Origin of the sequence: Bradyrhizobium ivorense, from assembly GCF_900696085.1 — a bacterium.
GTDB classification, from domain to species: Bacteria; Pseudomonadota; Alphaproteobacteria; order Rhizobiales; family Xanthobacteraceae; genus Bradyrhizobium; species Bradyrhizobium ivorense.
Window position 1 is genome coordinate 45427 of the sequence record NZ_CAADFC020000021.1, and the last position, 20803, is coordinate 66229.

At 65.0% G+C, this 20803-nt stretch carries 14 protein-coding genes; 10 read left to right on the forward strand and 4 right to left on the reverse strand.

All coding sequences use genetic code 11. The features are described 5' to 3' along the window. Window positions 1–70: 70 nt before the first annotated feature. Window positions 71–2074, reverse strand: a complete 2004-nt coding sequence (locus tag CI41S_RS27170; protein ID WP_139862396.1) for a hybrid sensor histidine kinase/response regulator — start codon at window positions 2072–2074, stop codon at window positions 71–73. A gap of 299 nt (window positions 2075–2373) precedes the next feature. Between CI41S_RS27170 and CI41S_RS27175 the strand changes: the two genes are divergently transcribed. From CI41S_RS27175 to CI41S_RS27200, 6 genes are all read left to right on the forward strand, one after another. After that, window positions 2374–8664 carry a HAMP domain-containing protein gene (locus CI41S_RS27175; RefSeq protein WP_139862397.1) on the forward strand — a complete coding sequence of 2097 codons (6291 nt, stop codon included), beginning with the start codon at window positions 2374–2376 and terminating at the stop codon, window positions 8662–8664. Between the two features lie 16 nt (window positions 8665–8680). Further along, entirely contained in the window at window positions 8681–10174 is a 1494-nt protein-coding gene (locus CI41S_RS27180) for a sensor histidine kinase (protein WP_139862469.1), read from the forward strand. Between the two features lie 248 nt (window positions 10175–10422). After that, window positions 10423–11424, forward strand: a complete 1002-nt coding sequence (locus tag CI41S_RS27185) for an HlyD family secretion protein (protein ID WP_430650048.1) — start codon at window positions 10423–10425, stop codon at window positions 11422–11424. Continuing rightward, complete coding sequence (locus tag CI41S_RS27190; RefSeq protein ID WP_139862399.1) at window positions 11421–13034, forward strand: DHA2 family efflux MFS transporter permease subunit; 1614 nt, start codon at window positions 11421–11423, stop codon at window positions 13032–13034. Before CI41S_RS27185 ends, CI41S_RS27190 begins: the two co-directional genes overlap by 4 nt. Before the next feature lie 104 nt (window positions 13035–13138). Then, a complete protein-coding gene (locus CI41S_RS27195; protein ID WP_139862470.1) occupies window positions 13139–14464 on the forward strand; it encodes a PQQ-dependent sugar dehydrogenase in 1326 nt (441 codons plus the stop codon). 128 nt (window positions 14465–14592) lie between these two features. Continuing rightward, entirely contained in the window at window positions 14593–15354 is a 762-nt protein-coding gene (locus CI41S_RS27200) for an outer membrane protein (RefSeq protein ID WP_139862400.1), read from the forward strand. Window positions 15355–15407: 53 nt separating this feature from the next. Here the strand turns inward: CI41S_RS27200 and CI41S_RS27205 are convergent, their stop codons facing one another. Next, entirely contained in the window at window positions 15408–15665 is a 258-nt protein-coding gene (locus CI41S_RS27205) for a hypothetical protein (protein WP_172626922.1), read from the reverse strand. Window positions 15666–15874: 209 nt separating this feature from the next. Here CI41S_RS27205 and CI41S_RS27210 point away from each other — a divergent pair, with 209 nt between their 5' ends. After that, complete coding sequence (locus CI41S_RS27210; protein ID WP_139862401.1) at window positions 15875–16774, forward strand: aminoglycoside phosphotransferase family protein; 900 nt, start codon at window positions 15875–15877, stop codon at window positions 16772–16774. A gap of 215 nt (window positions 16775–16989) precedes the next feature. Here CI41S_RS27210 and CI41S_RS27215 read toward each other — a convergent pair whose 3' ends face one another. Beyond that, window positions 16990–17646, reverse strand: a complete 657-nt coding sequence (locus CI41S_RS27215; protein ID WP_172628211.1) for a glutathione S-transferase — start codon at window positions 17644–17646, stop codon at window positions 16990–16992. 115 nt (window positions 17647–17761) lie between these two features. Here CI41S_RS27215 and CI41S_RS27220 point away from each other — a divergent pair, with 115 nt between their 5' ends. Beyond that, a complete protein-coding gene (locus tag CI41S_RS27220) occupies window positions 17762–18325 on the forward strand; it encodes a TetR/AcrR family transcriptional regulator (protein ID WP_139862403.1) in 564 nt (187 codons plus the stop codon). Window positions 18326–18383: 58 nt separating this feature from the next. On the opposite strand, the gene CI41S_RS27225 is transcribed toward CI41S_RS27220, so the two are convergent. Next, window positions 18384–18683, reverse strand: coding sequence for a hypothetical protein (locus tag CI41S_RS27225; protein ID WP_139862404.1), 300 nt, complete (start codon window positions 18681–18683; stop codon window positions 18384–18386). Window positions 18684–18891: 208 nt separating this feature from the next. On the opposite strand from CI41S_RS27225, the gene CI41S_RS27230 reads away from it, so the two are divergent. Continuing rightward, a complete protein-coding gene (locus CI41S_RS27230; protein ID WP_371815120.1) occupies window positions 18892–19149 on the forward strand; it encodes a hypothetical protein in 258 nt (85 codons plus the stop codon). Window positions 19150–19309: 160 nt separating this feature from the next. Continuing rightward, the gene (locus tag CI41S_RS27235; RefSeq protein ID WP_139862406.1) at window positions 19310–20635 is read left to right on the forward strand and encodes a type 2 periplasmic-binding domain-containing protein; all 1326 of its coding nucleotides are present in this window, start codon (window positions 19310–19312) and stop codon (window positions 20633–20635) included. The last annotated feature ends 168 nt before the right edge of the window (window positions 20636–20803 follow it).

Consider the following 20803-nt stretch of genomic DNA (forward strand, 5'->3'; position numbering starts at 1 on the left):
GAAAACCGCTTCACACTTTTCGCTCACGCGGCCGTACCGGTCCGGATCATGCACGAGCCTTCCGCCCGACCTAGCTGCGGACTTTCGCTCTTGCCTTGGAGTTTTCCTGGACTTTTTTCTCGTCCGTCGAGCTGGTGTCGAATTCGCCGGAGGGGGCCGCCGATCGGCCGTCCGCCTCGGCAGCGGCTTGATGCCCCGTCAGCTTGGACAATTCGCGGCTGAGATCGTGAATGTGATACGGCTTGCGCAGCACCGGGAAATCCGACTTCACGTCGCGCGCGCTGTCGCTGTAACCCGTCGTCAGCAGGATCGGCAGCTCGGGCTTCCGCTCCCGGATCGTGCGCGCGAGCTTCAGCCCGTCCATCTTGCCGGGCATCACGATGTCGCTGAACACCACATCGACCCCGTTCGCCTCGATCGCCCGCAACGCGTGTTCCGCATTCGACGCCCAGTTCACGGTGTAGCCGAGCTGTTCGAGCAGGCCGGTGCTCGCGTCGGCCACGGCGGGATTGTCCTCGATCAGGAGGACGGTAGCGGATCGCTGCGCGGTCCGGTCCGGGTTTCCGGGATGCGGTGCCGCGGTCCCGCGCGGCAAGACGATGCTGACGGTGGTGCCCTTGCCGAGCGTGCTGGCGATCTCGACCCTCCCGCCGGCCTGGTGGGCGAAACCATGGACCTGGGACAGCCCAAGGCCGGTACCCCTGCCGATCGGCTTGGTGGTGAAGAACGGATCGAACACCTTGCTCAGCACGTCATCGGGAATGCCTTCGCCGGTGTCGGCGACGCTGACCACCACGTGGTCGGCCTCGGGCACGTTGCGGGCCGAGACGGTCACCGTGCCGCCGTCCGCCGTTGCGTCGCGCGCATTGACCACGAGGTTGATCAGTGCGGTTTCAAAATCGGTCGGGTCGACGAAGACCGGCCAGACCTCGGGCTGGATCTCGATGTTCAGCCTGACCAGGCTGCCGAGCGCGCTGCCGAGGACTTCGCGCACCGAGGCGATCCGGTCGGCGACATTGATGGTCTGCGGATTGACGCTCTGCCGGCGCGCGAAGGTCAGCAATTGGCTGGTCAGCGATGCGGCGCGCTCGGTGGCGGTCTCGATCGCGCCGAGCGCGGCCCGACCGCGCTCGCTCGTCACCTCGCGCTTGATCCTGTGCAGATTGCCCGAGATGATCATCAGAAGGTTGTTGAAGTCGTGGGCGACGCCGCCGGTCAATTGGCCGAGCGCATCCATCTTCAGGGTTTCCGCGAGCTGGCGCTGCACCTGCTCGAGCTTCTGTTGCGCCTCGCGGCGCTCGGAAATGTCTCGCGTGATTTTGGCGAAGCCGACCAGCGTGCCTTCGGCGTCGCGGATCGGATCGATCACGACGCTGGCCCAGAAGAACGAGCCGTCCTTCCGCACCCGCCAGCCATCCTCCTCGTAATGCCCGGTCTCTTCCGCGATCTTGAGCGCGCGGGCGGGCTTGCCGGCGGCCTGATCGGCCGGCGTATAGAATCGCGAAAAACTCTGGCCGATGATTTCGTCCGGCGCGTAGCCGTTGATGCGCTGACCGCCGGCGTTCCAGTTGGCGACGATGCCGGCCGGCGTCAGCATGTAGAGCGCGTAGTCGGTGACGTTGCTCACCAGCAGGCGGAACTGGTTCTCGCTGGCCTCGAGGTCGGCGCGCGCCTGGCGCCGCTCGGTCATGTCACGGATCACCATGGCGTAGCCGACGAGCTTGCGCGTCTCGTAGATCGGATCGATGACGACGGAGGCATAGAATTTCGAGCCATCCTTGCGAAGCCGCCAGCCCTCGGTGAGGAAGTGCTTTTCCTTGCGGGCGATCCGCAGGGCTTTTGCGGGAAGGCCGGATGCTCGGTCCTCCGGCAGGTAGAATTCCGAGAAGTGCTTGCCGAGGATCGCCCTGGCGTTGTGGCCGGTCGTGCGCTCGGCGCCCTTGTTCCAGTTGATGACGCGTCCGTCGGCGGCGAGCATGCAGATGGCATAGTCGACAGCTCCGCCGGCCACGCGCTGGAAACGGCGCTCGCTTTCGGAATTGCCCCGTTCGCGCTGCTCTGATCTCTTAACCATCACCGATCCCGCCGAGGCCCGAAACGCTCGGAACAGGCCTTTGTTCCAAATGCGACAAACCGGCAATACGAACGGCTTACCCTGCCGGTCAAAAAAGTTCCATCCAGCCCTGGAACCTTCGGTTCCAATGGCAATTAACATGCTCGGTTTGCGTCACAAATCGCGTTTGTCGCGTTTTCATGCTTGAATGGATCACCGGCACTCATTCTTATGGTTTTGCTGGCTTATCCGAGTCCTTGGAGTCCGAGTCCCTGGATTCCGAGTTCTAGGATTCAAGGCCAGCACGTAGGGGAAATTCAATGACCGATCTCGGTTCGTCGCCGCGCCCCCGCACTGAATCACGCCGCGCCCAGTCATCCAACGGAAGCCTCGATCCCTCCCATGATCTGCTGCAGTCGCTGCAGGCGATGCGGGCCGGCGATTTCTCGGCGCGGATGCGCGGCGATTATCTCGGGATCGACGGCAAGATCGCCGACGCCTTCAACGAGATTGCCGCCGCCAATGAGCGGATGGCGCAGCAGCTGGCGCGGGTCGGCGAGGTGGTCGGCCGCGAGGGACAGACCCGCCAGCGCGTCAATTTCGGGCTCGCCAGCGGCGCCTGGGCGGACATGGAGAGTTCGGTCAACACCTTGATCGACGACCTGCTGTGGCCGACCCGCGAGGTGACCCGCGCGGTCGCCGCGGTGGCGCAGGGCGACCTGCTGCAGACCGTGAAGCTCGACGTCGAGGGCAGGCCGCTGCGCGGCGAATTCCTGCAGTCGGCGAACATCGTCAACACGATGATCAAGCAGCTTTCGGTGTTCACCTCGGAAGTCACCCGCGTGGCGCGCGAGGTCGGCACCGAGGGCAAGCTCGGCGGCCAGGCCCAGGTGCCGGAGGTGACCGGCGTCTGGAAGGATCTGACCGAGAGCGTCAACTCGATGGCCAACAACCTGACCGGCCAGGTCCGCAACATCGCCGAGGTGACGATCGCGGTCGCCAACGGCGACTTGTCGAAGAAGATCACGGTCGACGTCCGCGGCGAGATCCTGCAGCTGAAGGAGGCCATCAACACGATGGTCGATCAGCTGCGTTCGTTCGCCTCCGAAGTCACCCGCGTGGCGCGCGAGGTCGGCACCGACGGCAAGCTCGGCGGCCAGGCGATCGTGCCGGGTGTCGCCGGCACCTGGAAGGACCTGACCGACTCGGTGAACGCGATGTGCGGCAACCTGACCGCCCAGGTCCGCAACATCGCCAACGTCACCACGGCGGTGGCGCGCGGCGACCTGTCGCGCAAGATCACGGTCGACGTGTCGGGCGAAATTCTCGAGCTGAAGGACACCATCAACACCATGGTGGACCAGCTCAATGCGTTCGCCTCGGAAGTGACGCGCGTGGCGCGCGAGGTCGGCACCGAAGGCAAGCTCGGCGGGCAGGCCAAGGTCCCCGGCGTCGCCGGCACCTGGAAGGACCTGACCGACAACGTCAACTTCATGGCGTCGAACCTCACCGCGCAGGTCCGCAACATCGCCGACGTCGCCACCGCGATCGCCGGCGGCGACCTGTCGAAAAAGATCACGGTGAACGTGTCGGGCGAGATCCTTCAGTTGAAGGAAACGCTCAACACCATGGTGGACCAGCTCAACGCGTTCGCCTCGGAAGTGACGCGCGTGGCGCGCGAGGTCGGCACCGAGGGCAAGCTCGGCGGCCAGGCCAACGTGCTCGGCGTCGCCGGCACCTGGAAGGACCTGACCGACAACGTCAACTTCATGGCGTCGAACCTCACCGCGCAGGTCCGCAACATCGCCGCGGTGACCACGGCGGTCGCCGGCGGCGACCTGTCGAAGAAGATCACGGTCGACGTGCGCGGCGAAATTCTCGAGCTGAAGGACACCATCAACACGATGGTCGACCAGCTCAACGCCTTCGCCGGCGAGGTGACGCGTGTGGCGCGCGAGGTGGGCACCGAAGGCAAGCTCGGCGGCCAGGCCGAAGTGCGCGGCGTTGCCGGCACCTGGAAGGACTTGACCGACAGCGTCAACTCGATGGCCTCGAACCTGACCGCGCAGGTCCGCAACATCGCCGAGGTCGCGACCGCGGTGGCGAAGGGCGACCTGTCGAAGAAGATCACCGTGAACGTGTCGGGCGAAATCCTTCAGCTGAAGGAGACGCTGAACACGATGGTCGACCAGCTCAACGCCTTCGCCGGCGAAGTGACGCGCGTGGCGCGCGAGGTCGGTACCGACGGCAAGCTCGGCGGCCAGGCCGAGGTGCCCGGCGTCGCCGGCACCTGGAAGGATTTGACCGACAGCGTCAACTCGATGGCCGGCAACCTCACGGCGCAGGTCCGCAACATCGCCGAGGTGGCCACCGCGATCGCCGGCGGCGACCTGTCGCGCAAGATCACGGTCGACGTCCGCGGCGAGATCCTTCAGCTGAAGCAAACGCTCAATACGATGGTCGACCAGCTCAACCGCTTCGCGGGCGAGGTGACGCGCGTGGCGCGCGAGGTCGGCACCGATGGCAGCCTTGGCGGCCAGGCCAACGTGCCCGGCGTCGCCGGCACCTGGAAGGACCTCACCGACAACGTCAATTCGATGGCCGGGAATCTCACGGCGCAGGTCCGCAACATCGCCGAGGTGACGACCGCCGTGGCGCGCGGCGACCTGTCGCGCAAGATCACCGTCGACGTGAAGGGCGAAATCCTCGAACTGAAGAACACCATCAACACCATGGTGGACCAGCTCAACGGTTTTGCCGGCGAGGTGACGCGCGTCGCCCGCGAGGTCGGCACCGAGGGCAAGCTCGGCGGCCAGGCCGAGGTGCCCGGCGTCGCCGGCACCTGGAAGGACCTCACCGACAACGTCAACTTCATGGCCTCGAACCTGACCGCGCAGGTTCGCAACATCGCCGAGGTCGCGAGCGCGATCGCCGGCGGCGACCTGTCGAAGAAGATCACGGTGGACGTGCGCGGCGAGATACTGCTGCTCAAGGACACCCTGAACACCATGGTCGAGCAGCTGCGCTCGTTCGCGGCCGAAGTGACGCGCGTGGCGCGCGAGGTCGGCACCGAGGGACGGCTCGGCGGCCAGGCCGTGGTGCCCGGCGTCGGCGGCACCTGGAAAGACCTCACCGACAACGTCAACCTCTTGGCCGCCAACCTGACCACCCAGGTCCGCAACATCGCCGAGGTGACGACTGCGGTGGCGCGGGGCGACCTGTCGCGCAAGATCACCGTCGACGTGAAGGGCGAAATCCTCGAGCTGAAGAACACCATCAACACCATGGTGGACCAGCTCAACGCCTTCGCCGGCGAGGTGACGCGCGTCGCCCGCGAGGTCGGCACCGAGGGCAAGCTCGGCGGCCAGGCCGAGGTGCGCGGCGTCGCCGGCACCTGGAAGGATCTGACCGACACCGTCAACGTCATGGCGGCGAACCTGACCGAGCAGGTGCGCGGCATCGTCAAGGTGGTGACCGCGGTCGCCGACGGCGACCTCAAGCAGAACCTCACGGTGAAGTCGAAGGGCGAGGTCGCGGCGCTCGCCGACACCATCAACAACATGACCGAGACGCTGGCGACCTTCGCCGAGCAGGTCACCGGCGTTGCGCGCGAGGTCGGCGTCGAGGGCCGGCTCGGCGGTCAGGCCGCCGTGCCCGGTGCGGCCGGCACCTGGAAGGACCTCACCGGCAACGTCAATCTGCTCGCGGCCAACCTGACATCCCAAGTGCGCGCGATCGCGGAGGTCGCGACCGCCGTGACCAAGGGCGACCTGACCCGCTCGATCCAGGTCGACGTCCGCGGCGAGGTGGCGGAGCTGAAGGACAACATCAACACCATGATCGGCAACCTCCGTCTCACCACGGAGCGCAATACCGAGCAGGACTGGCTGAAAACCAACCTCGCGCGTTTCACCAACATGCTGCAGGGCCAGCGCGACCTCGCGACCGTCGGCCGCCTGCTGCTGACCGAGCTGGCGCCGCTGATCAACGCCCATATGGGCGTGATCTACCAGGTCGATAATCCCGAGAACGCGCAGCTGCGTCTGCTCTCGGCCTATGCCAGCGACAGCAGCAATCCGCATCCGCAGATCGTCCAGTTCGGCGAGGGGTTGATCGGGCAATGCGCGCTCGACAAGCGCCAGCGCCTGGTCTCGGACATTCCGGGTGATGCGGTGCCGGTCAATTCGGCGCTGATGCGGATCATGCCGAAGAACCTCGTCGTGTTCCCGGTGCTGTTCGAGAACCAGGTCAAGGCGGTGATCGAGCTGTCGTCGATCTCGTCGTTCACGACCTCGCAGATCACCTTCCTCGAACAGCTCACCGACAGCATCGGCATCGTGCTCAACAGCATCGAGGCGACGATGCAGACCGAGGCGCTGCTGAAACAGTCGCAGCAGCTCGCCGGCGAATTACAGACCCAGCAGAAGGAGCTGCAGCAGACCAACGATCAGCTCGAGCAGAAGGCCCAGCAGCTCGCCGAGCGCAACGTCGACGTCGAGCGCAAGAACCAGGAGATCGAGCAGGCGCGGCGCGCGCTCGAGGAAAAGGCGACCGAGCTCGCGCTGACCTCGAAGTACAAGTCCGAATTCCTCGCCAACATGTCGCACGAGCTGCGCACGCCGCTGAACTCGATCCTGATCCTCGGCCAGCAGCTGACCGAAAACCCCGACGGCAATCTGACCGGCAAGCAGGTCGAGTTCGCCCGCACCATCCACGGCGCCGGCACCGATCTGTTGAACCTGATCAGCGACATTCTCGATCTCTCCAAGATCGAGTCCGGCACCGTGACGGTCGATGCCGAGGAGATCCTGACATCGAGCCTGCTGGAAACCGTCGGACGGCCGTTCCGGCACGAGGCGGAGAACCGGCATCTGTCGTTCAGCATCGACGTCGACGCCAATCTCGCCCGCAGCATGGTGACCGATAGCAAGCGGCTGCAGCAGGTGCTCAAGAACCTGCTCTCGAACGCCTTCAAGTTCACCGCCGAAGGCGGCGTCAGCCTGACCGTCTCGGCCGCGGTCGGCGGCTGGAGCGTCGAGCATCCGATCCTCAACACCGCGCCCGCGGTGGTGGCGTTCGAAGTGTCGGATACCGGCATCGGCATTCCCCAGGACAAGCAGAAGCTGATCTTCGAGGCGTTCCAGCAGGCCGACGCCGGCACCAGCCGCAAATACGGCGGCACCGGCCTCGGCCTTGCGATCAGCCGCGAGCTCGCAAGCCTGCTCGGCGGCGAGATCCATCTGCGCAGCGCCACCGGCAAGGGCTCGACCTTCACGCTGTATCTACCGCTGAAATATGCGGGACCGTCGGTCGCGCTGCGGCAGCACATTCAGCCGGTGCAGATGCCGCACACCCCGGCGCCGTCGCTGCAGGCCTCCGCCGCGCAGGAGCGGGCGATCGAGCAGCTGACCGACGACCGGCTCAATCTGGAGCCCGGCGACACCATCCTGTTGATCGTCGAGGACGACCCGCACTACGCGCGCGTGCTGATCGATCTGGCGCGCGACAAGGGTTTTAAAGTCCTGGTCGCCACCCGCGGCGCCGAGGCGCTGGATCTTGCCAAGCAATTCCAGCCGGCCGCGGTGTCGCTCGACGTGTTCCTGCCCGACATGCTCGGCTGGAGCGTGCTGAGCCAGCTCAAGCACAATCCGCTGACCCGTCACATTCCGGTCCAGATCATCACGCTCGACGAGGACCGCCAGCATGCGCTGGCCCGCGGCGCCTTCTCCTTCGTCAACAAGCCGACCACGACCGAAGGCGTCAGCGCGGCGCTGTCGCAGATCAAGGAATACGCCAAGCCGCGCCGCAAGCGGCTGTTGATCGTCGAGGACAATGCGGCGGAACAGCTCAGCATCACCGAACTGCTCGGACACGAGGACATCGAGATCGTGACCAGCGATACCGGGGCGGGCGCATTGTCGGTGCTGCGCGAGAATCCGTGCGACTGCGTCGTGCTCGATCTTCGGCTGCCCGATATGAGCGGTTTCGAGGTGCTGGATCAGATCCGCAAGGACGACGTGCTCTCCAATATTCCCGTTGTGGTGTTTACGGGGCGGGAACTGTCGGCCGAAGAAGATGCGGAACTGCACACGATGGCGCGCAGCATCGTGGTCAAGGGCGTGGAATCGCCGGAACGGCTGCTCGATGAAACGTCACTGTTCCTGCACCGTGTGATCACGGAATTGCCCGTCGCAAAACAGAAGATGCTGGAGAAGCTCAATAGTTCCGATGAGGATCTCATTGGCAAGACCGCGCTTCTGGTCGACGACGACGCCCGCAACATCTTCGCGCTCTCGAGCGTGCTGGAGCGCCGCGGTATGAAGGTGCTGACCGCGACGACCGGGCATGAGGCAATATCGCTCGTACAGTCCAATCCGAAGATCGCGATCGTGCTGATGGATATCATGATGCCGCAGATGGACGGCTACCAGACCATCGGTGCGATCAGGCAAAATCCCGCCTTCGCGCGGCTGCCGATCATTGCGCTGACCGCAAAGGCGATGAAGGGCGACCGCGAGAAATGCCTTGAAGCGGGCGCGTCCGACTATCTGGCCAAACCCGTCAACACCGAGCAACTGCTGCTCGCGATCCGCATGTGGCTGCACCGCTGATCGGCGATCGACAATGATGGACAATGAAAAAATAAACATCCTTCTGGTCGACGACCAACCGGCGAAGCTGCTGGCTTACGAGGTCATCCTGAAGGAGCTCGGCGAGAACCTCGTCGCGGTGTCGTCGGGCCGGGAGGCGCTCGAATTCCTGCTCAAGAACGAGGTCGCCGTCATCCTGGTCGATGTCTGCATGCCCGAGCTCGACGGCTTCGAGCTTGCGGCGATGATCCGCGAGCATCCGCGCTTCCAGAAGACCGCGATGATCTTCATCTCGGCGATCCAGGTCAGCGATATCGACCGGCTGCGCGGCTACGAGATGGGCGCAGTCGACTACGTGCCGGTGCCCGTCGTGCCTGAGGTGCTGCGGGCAAAGATCCGGGTGTTCGCCGAGCTCTATCGCAAGACCCGGCAGCTTGAACGCCTCAATGCCGAGCTCGAGGACCGCGTGCGCGCACGCACCGCCGAGCTCGAGCAGTCGACTACCCGCCTGGTGGAGAGCGAGCAGCGCCGCAGCATGGCGATTGCCGCCGGCAAGATGGGATCGTGGGACTGGGATTGGGTCAACGGCGACTGGATGTGGGACGAGGGCCAGTACAAGATATTCGGGGTCGATCCAAAATCCTTCGAACTCACCTCCGAAAATATCCAGGGGCTGTTTCATCCTGACGATGTCGAGGATCTCAAGCGCGCCTGGGCCGGCTTCGGCAAGGGCGAGACGTCCTATGAGGCCGAATTCCGCGTCATGCGGCCGAACGGGGAGGTGCGCTGGTGCGTCGGCACGGCCGCCGCGACCAGCGACCGCCATGGCCGGGTGGTGCGGGTCAGCGGCGTCACCGTCGACATCACCGATCGCAAGAAGGCCGAGGAGCGCCAGAGCCTGTTGACCCGTGAGGTCGATCATCGCGCCAAGAACGCGCTCGCGCTGGCGCAATCGATCGTGCGGCTGACGCGCGCGCAGAACGTCAACGCCTATGTGCGCGCGGTCGAGGGCCGCATCACGGCGCTGGCGCGGGTCCACACGGTGCTGTCGCTGTCGAGCTGGCAGGGCGCCGAGATCCGGCGGCTGGTCACCGAGGAGATCGCGCCTTATTCCGAGGCCGGGCAGATCCAGATCGAAGGCGCCGAGGTGCAGCTGCAGCCCGCGACCGCACAGACGCTGGCGCTGGCGCTGCATGAACTCGTCACCAACTCGGCGAAGTATGGCAGCCTGTCGGTGCTGTCGGGCCGGCTCGCGATCACCTGGGCGGTACAGGACGACGCGCTGATCCTGGCCTGGGTGGAAACCGGTGGGCCCAGCGTGACCAAACCGACGCAAAAAGGTTTCGGCACGCGAAGTGTGATCGCCAGCATCGAGACCCAGCTCGGTGGGCGCGCCGATTTCGATTGGCGGAGCGAAGGCCTGGTCTGCCGCCTGACCGTTCCGCTCAAGGCCGGCATCACCGAGAGCACAAGCTACCGGGATCTGACCGCGCCCGAGCGCCAGCCGGTGCTGAGTTCCAGGGCCGTGTAACAACCTCATTGTGCAGGAACCAAGCGTCGGACCTTTCGGTTAACCGCGAGGTCGATCGCCGCCGTTCCTGAACTTGAGGTGTAACCTTGGATGCCCGAACCAGAGAGCGCGGGCCGTCCGCGGAAAAGCCGCGGCAGCCCGAGCGCACCCCTGAGCAGAAATCCGCACCGGACAAGTCATCAACGGTGCAAGACGCGCGGGAGGCCGACAAGAAGCCGTCGCTGCGTGAACGCCTGCGTCAGCACTGGATGCTTGCCGCTGCGGGCGCGGTCCTGCTGCTGGCCGCGCTGATTGGTGGCGGCGCCTACTGGCTGAACATTCGCCACTATGAATCGACGGACGACGCCTTCGTTGCCGCGCGCAGCTTTGCGGTCGCCTCGAAGGTCGGCGGCTATGTCGTCGACGTCCCCGTCACCGACAACCAGCACGTCAATGCCGGCGATCTGCTGGCGCGGATCGATGAGCGCGACTACAGGATCGCAGTCGAGCAGGCCGGCGCGCAGGTCGCGATCGCCCAAGCCAACATCGCCAATGTCGAGGCGCAGCTCGACAGCCAGCAGGAGCAGATCAAGCAGGCCCGCGCGCAGGAGCAGCAGGCCGAAGCGCAATTGAAGTTCGCCGAGGAGGAGGCGTCCCGTGCGCAGAATCTGGTCGAGAAGGGCGCCGGCACGGTACAGCGGCAGCAGCAGACGCGTTCCGACCTCGATGCCCAGCAGGCCAATACCAGCCGCGCGAAGACGGCAGTGACCGCGGCCGAGCTCGGCGTCAAGACGCTGGAGGCGCAGCGCAAGAGCAGCCAGGCCTCGCTCGAGCAGGCGAAGGCGCAGCTCGATCAGGCCAGGCTGAATCTGCAATACACCAACATCGTTGCCGCGCAGTCCGGGCGCGTCGTCAAGCTGAGCGGTGCGGTCGGCACCTACGTTGCGCCCGCCCAGAGCGTCATGATGTTCGTGCCGGACGAGGTCTGGATCACCGCCAACTACAAGGAAACCCAGCTGACGGACATGCGTCCGGGCCAGCCGGTCGAGATCAGGATTGACGCCTATCCGGAGCGCAAGCTGACCGGCCGTGTCGCCTCGGTTCAGCCAGGCTCCGGCACCGCGTTCAGCCTGTTGCCGGCGGAGAATGCCACCGGCAATTTCGTCAAGGTCGTGCAGCGCGTTCCCGTCAAGATCGTGGTCGACAATTGGCCGGGCGACGTGCCGGTCGGGCCGGGCATGTCGGTGGTGCCCTGGACGCGGGTGCGATGAGCGATGCCGTGGACGGCGGCGGCGCCTCCTGGTCGCCGGAGCGCTCGGCCGCCGGTGGGCACAATCCCTATCTGATCGCCTTCGTCGTCTCGATCGCGACCTTCATGGAGGTGCTCGACACCACGATCGCCAATGTCGCCTTGCGCCACATCGCCGGCGGGCTCGCCGTCGGCATCGACGAGAGCACCTACATCATCACCAGCTATCTGGTGGCCAACGCCATCGTGCTGTCGATCTCGGGCTGGCTCTCCACCGTGATCGGCCGCAAGCGCTTCTACATGATCTGCGTCGCCACCTTCGCGTTCGCCTCGCTGCTCTGCGGATTTGCCTGGAGCCTGGAGGCGCTGGTGCTGTTCCGGATCCTCCAGGGACTCGGCGGCGGCGGGATGGCAACGAGCGAGCAGGCGATCCTGGCCGACTCCTTTCCGCCGGGGAAACGCGGCCAGGCCTTTGCGATCTACGGCGTCGCCGTCGTGGTTGCGCCCGTGATCGGGCCGACGCTCGGCGGCTGGATCACCGACACCTACACCTGGCACTGGATCTTCCTGATCAACGTTCCGATGGGCCTCATCTCGCTGTTCCTGGTCGGCACGCTGGTGAAGGAGCCGTCGGGTGCCGAAGAGGAGCGGAAGGCGTTGCTCAGCAAAGGCCTGCGCGTCGACTATATCGGCTTCGTGCTGGTCGCGATCGGACTCGGCTCGCTCGAATTCGTGCTCGATGAAGGACAGCGCAAGGACTGGTTCGGCTCCAGCATGATCGTCGGCTTTGCGCTGGCCGCTGCGTTCTGCCTGATCGCGCTGATCCCCTGGGAATTGACGCGCAAGGATCCGATCGTCGACCTTCGCCTGCTCGGACGCCGCCAGTTCGGCTCCTGCTTCCTGGTGATGCTGTGCACCGGCGCCGTCCTGATCTCATCGACGCAGCTGTTGCCGCAGCTGTTGCAGACCGAGCTGAACTATACCGCGCTGCTCGCCGGGCTCGCGCTGTCGCCCGGCGGCATCGTCACGCTGATCCTGATGCCGGTGGTCGGCAATCTCGTCAGCCGCGTGCAGCCAAAATACCTCATCTCGCTCGGCGGGGTCATCGTCGCCTATTCGATGTGGCATCTGACCGGGCTGACCGGCGACATCACCTATGGCTACGCTGCGCTGGCGCGAATTTTCCTGTCCGCCGGACTTCCGTTCCTGTTCCTGCCGGTGACGACCGCGTCCTACGACGGCGTGCCGCCGGACAAGACCAACCAGGCATCGGCGCTGATCAACGTCGCGCGCAACGTCGGCGGATCGATGGGCGTCGCGCTTGCCCAGACCGCGCTGGCGCAGCGCCAGCAATTCCACCAGAACCGGCTGATCGAGCACGCCGCACCCTCCGACATCGGGTATCAGCAAACCATCGATGCCATGACGCGCTTCTTCCAGGCCCAGGGCTCCAACGCCTCCGACGCCGCGTCCCAGGCGGTCGCCTGGGTCGGGCAGACCCTGCAGCAGCAGGTCGATCTGCTCGCCTATATCGATGTGTTCTGGTTGCTTGGGCTGATCGGCCTTGCGATGATCCCGCTCGCATTGATCATCAAGCCGATCGATCTGTCAGCGCCGCCCAAAGGACATTGAGAAGGCCGCTCAGGAAGACGACATTGTGAACGGAGACGATGGCCGATCTGCGCTATTGAGGTAAAGACGGACGCGGACATCGCGCGGGGAGCAACATGCCCGGAATGAACCTTGTCAGCGTGAGCCTGGCTGCCGTCCTGCTCGCTGCGATGACCGTCACGGGATCGGGCGCCGAGCCGGTGCTGAAGGGCGCGGACGCCTTCGGCGACTGGCAGCGCGACAAGCCAGGCACGATCAGACTGATCACGCCGCAGGATCTGCCGAAGCCCGGCGCGACCCCCTCCAGCAGCAACGCGCCCCGCGTGATGACGCGCCCGGCATCGGTCGTGCCGCAGGTGCCAGCGGGGTTCAAGATCGAGTTGTTTGCCAGCGGGCTCAGCGGGCCGCGGATCATCCGGACCGCGCCCAATGGCGATATCTTCGTCGTCGAAACCTCGCAGGGGCGAATCCGTGTCCTGCGCAGCGCCGCCGGCGCCAGCAAGCCCGCGACCAACGAGACCTACGCGACGGGACTGACCCGGCCATTCGGCATCGCGTTCTTTCCGAATGGCGACAATCCGCAATGGCTCTATGTCGCCAACACCGACAGCGTGGTCCGCTTCGCCTACCGTAGCGGCGACCTCAAGGCGTCGGGAAAACCGGAGACCGTCGCCAGCCTGCCGCACAGCTACTTCGGCCATTCCACCCGCGACATCGTGTTCACGCCGGACAACAAGCGGATGCTGGTGTCGGTCGGCTCCGTCGGCAATGCGGGCGAGGGGCTCGGCAGGGCGCCCGACGGCTGGAGCACCGAACGCCCGCTCGGCGCGGCCTGGGGCGCGGAAACCGATCGTGCCGCCGTGCTCGCCTTCGATCCCGACGGCAAGAACCAAAAACTGTTTGCCACCGGCATCCGCAATTGCGTCGGGCTCGCGATCCAGCCGGGAAGCGGCACGCCGTGGTGCTCGACCAATGAGCGTGACAGCCGCGGCGACAATCTCGTGCCCGACTATGTGACGCGGATCCGCGAAGGCGCGTTCTACGGCTGGCCGTGGTTCTATATCGGCGGCAACGAGGACCCCGCCCATGTCGGCGCGCGCCCCGATCTGAAGGACAAGGTGACCATCCCCGACGTCCTCCTGCAGGCGCACTCCGCCTCGCTGGGCATCACCTTCTACACCGGGAGCAATTTTCCGCCCGAATATCGCGGCGATGGCTTTGCCGCCGAGCACGGCTCGTGGAACAGGTCCCGGCGGACCGGCTACAAGGTGGTCCGTATCAGGCTGAAGGACGGCGTGCCGACCGGCGAGTATGAGGATTTTGTGACCGGCTTTGTCATTGGCGACAACGAGGTCTGGGGCCGTCCGGTCGGCGTGACCGTGGCAAATGACGGCGCGCTGCTGGTCTCGGAAGACGGCAACGGCACGATCTGGCGTATCAGCCACGAGTAGCGGCGAGCCCTTGGGCAGCGCCCGAGATGGAGCAAAGACTGTGGCAGGCGCGCTACAGCCTTGAGGTGCATTCTGCCGATATTCTCACGCCAGTGATTCAAGCAATTTTTGGGGCGGGAGATTTTGGAATGCGGAAGATTGCGGTTGGCACCATCATGGCGCTTGCGCTCGGAGCATCGGTTTCTGCCAACGCGGCCGATCTGGCCGCGCGGCCTTACACCAAGGCTCCGCCGATGGTCGCTGCGGTTTATGACTGGACCGGCTTCTACATCGGCATCAACGGCGGCGGCGGCTCGACCCACAAGTGCTGGGATTTCGTCTCGCCCGGCAGGGGCATTCTCGTTCCCGAGGGCTGCCACGACTCCACCGGAGCAACGGTCGGTGGCCAGGTCGGCTACCGCTGGCAAGCCGCCAACTGGGTGTTCGGCATCGAGGGGCAGGGCAACTGGGCCGACTTCTCCGGCGACAACATCAGCGCTCTGTTTGCCGCGGACCGCAACCGCAGCCGCATCGACGCCTTCGGCCTGTTGACCGGACAGATCGGCTACGCCTGGAACAACGTGCTGTTCTACGTGAAGGGCGGCGGTGCCGTCGTCGACGACCGCTACGACGTCTACGTAGCTCCCGGGTTTCCGGGGGCAGGCGCGCTGGTGGCTTCCGCGGATGAGACACGTTGGGGCGGCGTTGTCGGTGCCGGCCTCGAAGTCGGCTTTGCCCAGAACTGGTCGATCGGCATCGAATACGACCATCTGTTCATGGGGCACCGTACCGTTGGCTTCACCACGCCGGCTGGTCTGGCCGCCGGTGACAGGCGAATCGATCAGGATGTCGACATCGGCCTCGTTCGCCTGAATTACAAGTTCGGCGGTCCCGTGGTGGCGAAGTACTGATCGTCCCCCCCATCATATCGACCGGCGGCGCCTGAGCAGCGTGCCGCTGGTTGCTATCCCAATCCGTCCTTGAGGCCGTATTCCTCGTAGATGATCAGGGGATTGGTGTCGGGAAACAGCCGGCACTTGGCCTGCGCAAGATGCAGGGTGACAGCGCCGGATTCGCATCTGGACGTCAGGATTTTCCGGACGTCCTCCATATGCGCACGCGGCTGATGCTTTGACGGCAACTGCTCGAGGGCGACCAGCGCCGTGGCCAGGGCCTCGGTAACCACCCAATCATCGTGTCCGGTAATTCCTTTTCGCGGCATCGCCACACCTCCCATGCCAGCGGCGCGACATTGTAACGCAAGGTGGGTGGGGGCTGTCATCAGCCAACATGGGCAGGGCGGCGCGGAACCCGCTCGAAACTTGCTGCCACGAAGCGCCGCAGGCGCCACGGGTGGCAGCTGCCGCAGGCAGTGACTAGAACGACGGGCTCAGCCCCGGCCCGCCAAACTCCCAAAACTCCGTCTCCGAAATGTTCGAGCCCTATCTGTCCGCGTGGAGCCTCATTCCTGACGGCAACCCGATCGTGACGCACGCCGCGCGGCTGTTGCCGGTGCGGCGGCACGGCGAGCCTGCGATGCTCAAACTGTCGACCGAACGCGACGAGCGCCTCGGCGGCATCGTGATGGAGTGGTGGGACGGCGATGGCGCGGCGCGCGTGCTGGCCCGCGAGGGCGACGCGCTGCTGCTGGAGCGCGCCACCGGACCCACCTCCCTCAGCGAGATGGCCCGAACCGGATGGGACGATGAGGCCTGCAATTTCCTCTGTGCGACGGCGGCCCGCCTGCATACCGCCAGAACAAAGCCGCGGCCGGACCTGACGCCGCTCACCGACTGGTTTCGCGAGCTGTGGCCGGCGGCGCGGACGCATGGCGGCATCATGCGTCGATCGGCTGCAGCCGCGGAGGCGCTGCTTGGCGATCAGCGCGAGGTGGTGGTGCTGCATGGCGACTTGCACCACGACAATGTGCTCGACTTCGGTGCGCGCGGCTGGCTCGCGATCGATCCAAAGCATCTCGTCGGCGAGCGCGGCTTCGACTTCGCCAATATCTTCACCAATCCGGATCTTGCGGACCCGACACGTCCGGTCGCAATCGTACCCGGGCGCTTTGCGCGCCGCGTCGATATCGTGACGGAAGTTGCGGGGATGGACCGCCGGCGGTTGCTGTCGTGGATCCTCGCCTGGACCGGATTGTCGGCGGCCTGGTACCTCGGCGATGCCGATCCGCTGGCCGAGATCGATCTGACGATCGCAAGACTTGCTGCGGCCGAACTGGACCGATGGCGTGACGCCCGCGGCTATGCCGCGACTGCGCCGGCTCCGGTCAGTGACACATTGAGGATCCGCCACTTCGAGGTATCGAAGAAATAGGTGGCCTTGATGTGCGCGGACGCGGAATCCGGCGCCTGAATCACCGTGTGGAATTTCCGCGTTCCATCGCTCAGCGAAATTCGGAATGTCTGCATCGGTCGAACCTCCACTCGCCGAATGCTGCGGTAGCGACGGTTAACGTTCGGTTGACCGACGAAGGCGAGGGCCCGCCGCAGCGCTGCTTGCGTGCGCTGACGGCGGCTGCGGCAGCGATGTCAGTCCGGCGCGCGGGTTGGCGCGGGGATCGCCAGCTGCTTCGCTACGCTTGGACGCTCTCGCATGCGTCCGTACCAGGCGAGCAGCGCCTCGCATTCCGCGGGCACCGCCAGCTTCACCAGCGCTGCAAAGATCAACCCGCCGATCACAGTGATGTCGGCCATCGAGAACGCCGCGCCGGCGATGAACGGTTGTCCTTTCAAGACCGCATCGAAATAGTGCATGCCCCTTAACGCCTTGTCGCGCTGACGCAGCCCCCATTCCGCGTTCTGGTAAAGCTCGACATCGGGCCCAAGCCCCGGCGTGGCGTGGTGGAAGTAGACACTGATCGCGTCGAGCAGCTCGAGTTCGGCGCGCTTGCTCATCATGTGGATGATGCCCTTCTCGCGCGGCGTCGCGCCGGTCAGCGTGGCGGTGCCATCGAGCGCGTCGAGGTACTCGGTAATCGCCGTGCACTCGGCAATGAACGTCCCGTCGTCGAGCTCGAGCACCGGGAGCGTGCCTGAGTAGTTTTTGGCGAAGAAGTCGACCCGCTTGTGCTCGCCCTTGCGCAGATCGACGCGCACAAACTCGACGCGCGAGTCCAGGTTCTTCTCGGTCAGGGCGATCCGGACCCGTGCCGGATAGGGGCCGGTCGGCCAATCATGAATTCGCATTGCGGTCTCCTCTCTGCCTAACACTTGGTAGAGGTGGAATTAACGGATTATCATTGCCCAGTCAATCACTATCTAACAGTTGGTAGGTTTGAGTCTGAAGCAATGAGGGATTGAAATGGGTGCAAATTCCAGGGAAGCCATTTTGGCCGCCGCCAAGGGAATTGCGCAGGCGCGCGGTTATGGCGGCTTGAGCTTTCGCGACCTGGCGGACGAGGTGGGGATCAAGGCCGCGAGCATCTACCATCACTTCCCAAGCAAGGCCGATCTCGCCGCGGCGGTGGCGCGGCGCTATTGGGAGGATACCGCGGCAGCTCTGGAGGCATTGTCGGCAGCAACGCCGGACCCGGCGCGTTGCCTGCGGCAATATCCCGAGACGTTTCGCAAGGCGCTTGCGAACGACAATCGGATGTGCCTCTGCAGCTTCATGGCTGCCGAATATGATGATCTGCCTGACGCGGTGAAGCGGGAGGTCCAGATCTTTGCCGACGTCAACGTGGCGTGGCTGAGCCGGGTGCTGTCCGCCGCCGGCGTGGTCAGGCCCGAGGAAAGCCAGCAGCGCGCCCGCGCCATTTTTGCGGCGATCGCCGGCGCGCAGCTGGTTGCACGAAGCCGCGCGGATATCTCGCTCTACGACGCACTGATCGACGGCTATCGCGCGGCGGGTCTGTTGCCGGCGTAGTCCGCGATCACGTCACGCATCCGAAACGTTTGGCCGCGCTGCAGTCCCCAATCCGGAATCACCACCAGTACGGATTTGGCTGGCTGTAGATCACCCCGGGCCCGACAACGCGCCGATGCCGGAAGCGCGCGTTGACCAGATCGACGGCGATCGCAGTCACATCGTGGCCCGTGTAAACAGGGTAGCCTTTGGAGAACAGGTAGCCGTCATAGGTCGGCGGAGACCCGTATCCGAATCCCCAGGGGAATCGCGGGGCGAACGGCGCTCCGTAGCCATCAGCCAGCGCTGATCCCGATAATGCGACGGCACTTAGCCCGAGTAGCGAGACGGCCAGCAAAAGACGCGGGGTCCGTTTCATTGCGTTTCTCCTCCCAAGGTCGGTCAGGACGGTCAGTCGCCACAGTCATGTTATCCGCTGATCGCTGTGCTGGCCAGTGATCCGGCGGGAGCCGCCCGCAACGCCGGCGTCCTGCGACACAGATTGCACTGGTCAAGGCGACGCTGCGCACCGATAATGACGTCATCGCCTCTGGGACTGACGAGGGTCGCTTGTGTTCAGGCTACAGATTCTCGCATTCGCGGTCGTGATCCTCCAATTTTGCCTGACACAAGACGCGGCCGCGTTGCCGCTCACGCCTTTTCGATACGAAGCCCAGGCGCAGCGCCATTGCCCGGACGATACCGTGGTGTGGCTCAATTTCCGGAACGGGCGCTACTATCTCAAATGGCAGAAGCGCTACGCCATGGGGCTGGATGGCAATTTCGTATGCAGGAACGAAGCACGCGACAGCGGCTATCGGCAATCACTGCTCGGTCGCCGTTAGCACCGCCTCCACCGCGCCTGGGGAGAGGAGCGCATTGTTGAGGGAATGGAGACCACGTATTATCGCTGCAAGATCCCGCGGTACGCGATCCGCAGTGCCGGACCCTGGGCTGGTTCGAGAGGCGATGACCGGCCGAGCCAAGGCTAGTCGGTGAACGGTCATGGATGCGATCAGATTACCGGCATGGTTGCGGATCACCCTGGTCGCCGGGGTGGCGCTGTTGGTCGGCGGCGCCAGCCTGATCGCATATCGCTGGTACACAATGCCGACGACGCTGACGGTTGCGGTCGGCTCGCTCGACGGCGAGGCGACCAAGCTCGTGTCCGCGATTGCCGGCAAGCTTGGCCAGTCAGGCGCGCCGGTGCGGCTCAACATCGTTCACACCATAGGTCCGCTGGAATCCGCGAAAGAGTTTGCGGCCGGAAAGGTCGATCTGGCGGTGGTGCGCGGCGACGTCGGCGATCTCTCGCAGGCACAGGCCGTCATGGTGCTGGCGCATGCCGTAGCTCTCTTGGTCGCCCCGCCGGGAGCCTCGATATCCGACGTCAGCGAGCTCAAGCGTGCCACGATCGGCGTCATCGGCGGCGAGGCCAACCAGAAGCTCATCAAGGTCTTGACCGACGAATACGACCTCGCGCGGGCCGGCGTGACGTTCAAGGACATCGCTCCGGCCGATGCGCGGCGCGCGCTCGAGGCCAAGGAAGTCCGCGCGATCCTGGTCGTGATTCCGCTCACGGAGAAATACCTGGCGCTGTTGCGCGGCCTGTTTGCGCATGGTGCGAAAACCGGCCCCGTGATGATCGCGGTGGAGTCCGCCGGCGCGATCGCCGAAAAGGAGAGTGCCTACGAAAGTTTCGATGTGCCGAAGGGCACCGTGCGCGGCGCGCCGCCAATTCCCTCTGACGATCTGACCACGCTCAGGACGTCGTTCTATCTCGTGGCCCAGAAGAAGCTCGGCGCCGACCTGATCGGCGACTTGGCCGAGTCGGTCATGAAAGCTCGCCGGGATCTGCTTGCGGAATTGCCCATGCTGGGACAGATCACGGCACCCGACACCGCCGCGGACGCCTACCTGCCCGTGCATCCGGGAGCGGCTGCGTTCTACGACGGCACGCGGGAAAGTTTTCTCGACAAGTGGGGCAATGCGATCTTCCTCGCGCCGATGATCGCCGGTGCGCTGGCCTCGATCCTTGCGGCGGCGTGGAAGTTCGTCCGGCCGGTCGAGCTCAAGAGCCGGCAGGAAGCGCTCGACGAGCTCTATGCGCTCGGGCCGCGGATCCGGATGAGCGAGCAGGCCGCCGAGCTGGACGAGATCGAGCGCGAGATCGACCGCGTGCTTCGCATCCAGCGCAATGGGGATGCTGCTGGCGAGAATGCCGAGCGCCACGTCACGGCGGTGAACGTCGCCGCCCATCGCCTGGAAAACCTGATCCACGACAGGCGCCTGCATCTTGCGTCACGGCAAGGGGGCAATTCGCAGGGTTGAAGGGGGCTAGCTGCAGGTTCCCGCTGAAACCACCGTAAAATTCCGGAGGACGTTCATTGGAAATCACGGCTAAGTCCGTGGTTTAGCGACGTTAATGGTTAAGCAAACACAAATCTCGTTCATGTAGACGATCGCACAAATTTGCTGCAATCTGCACGCGAACTAGGT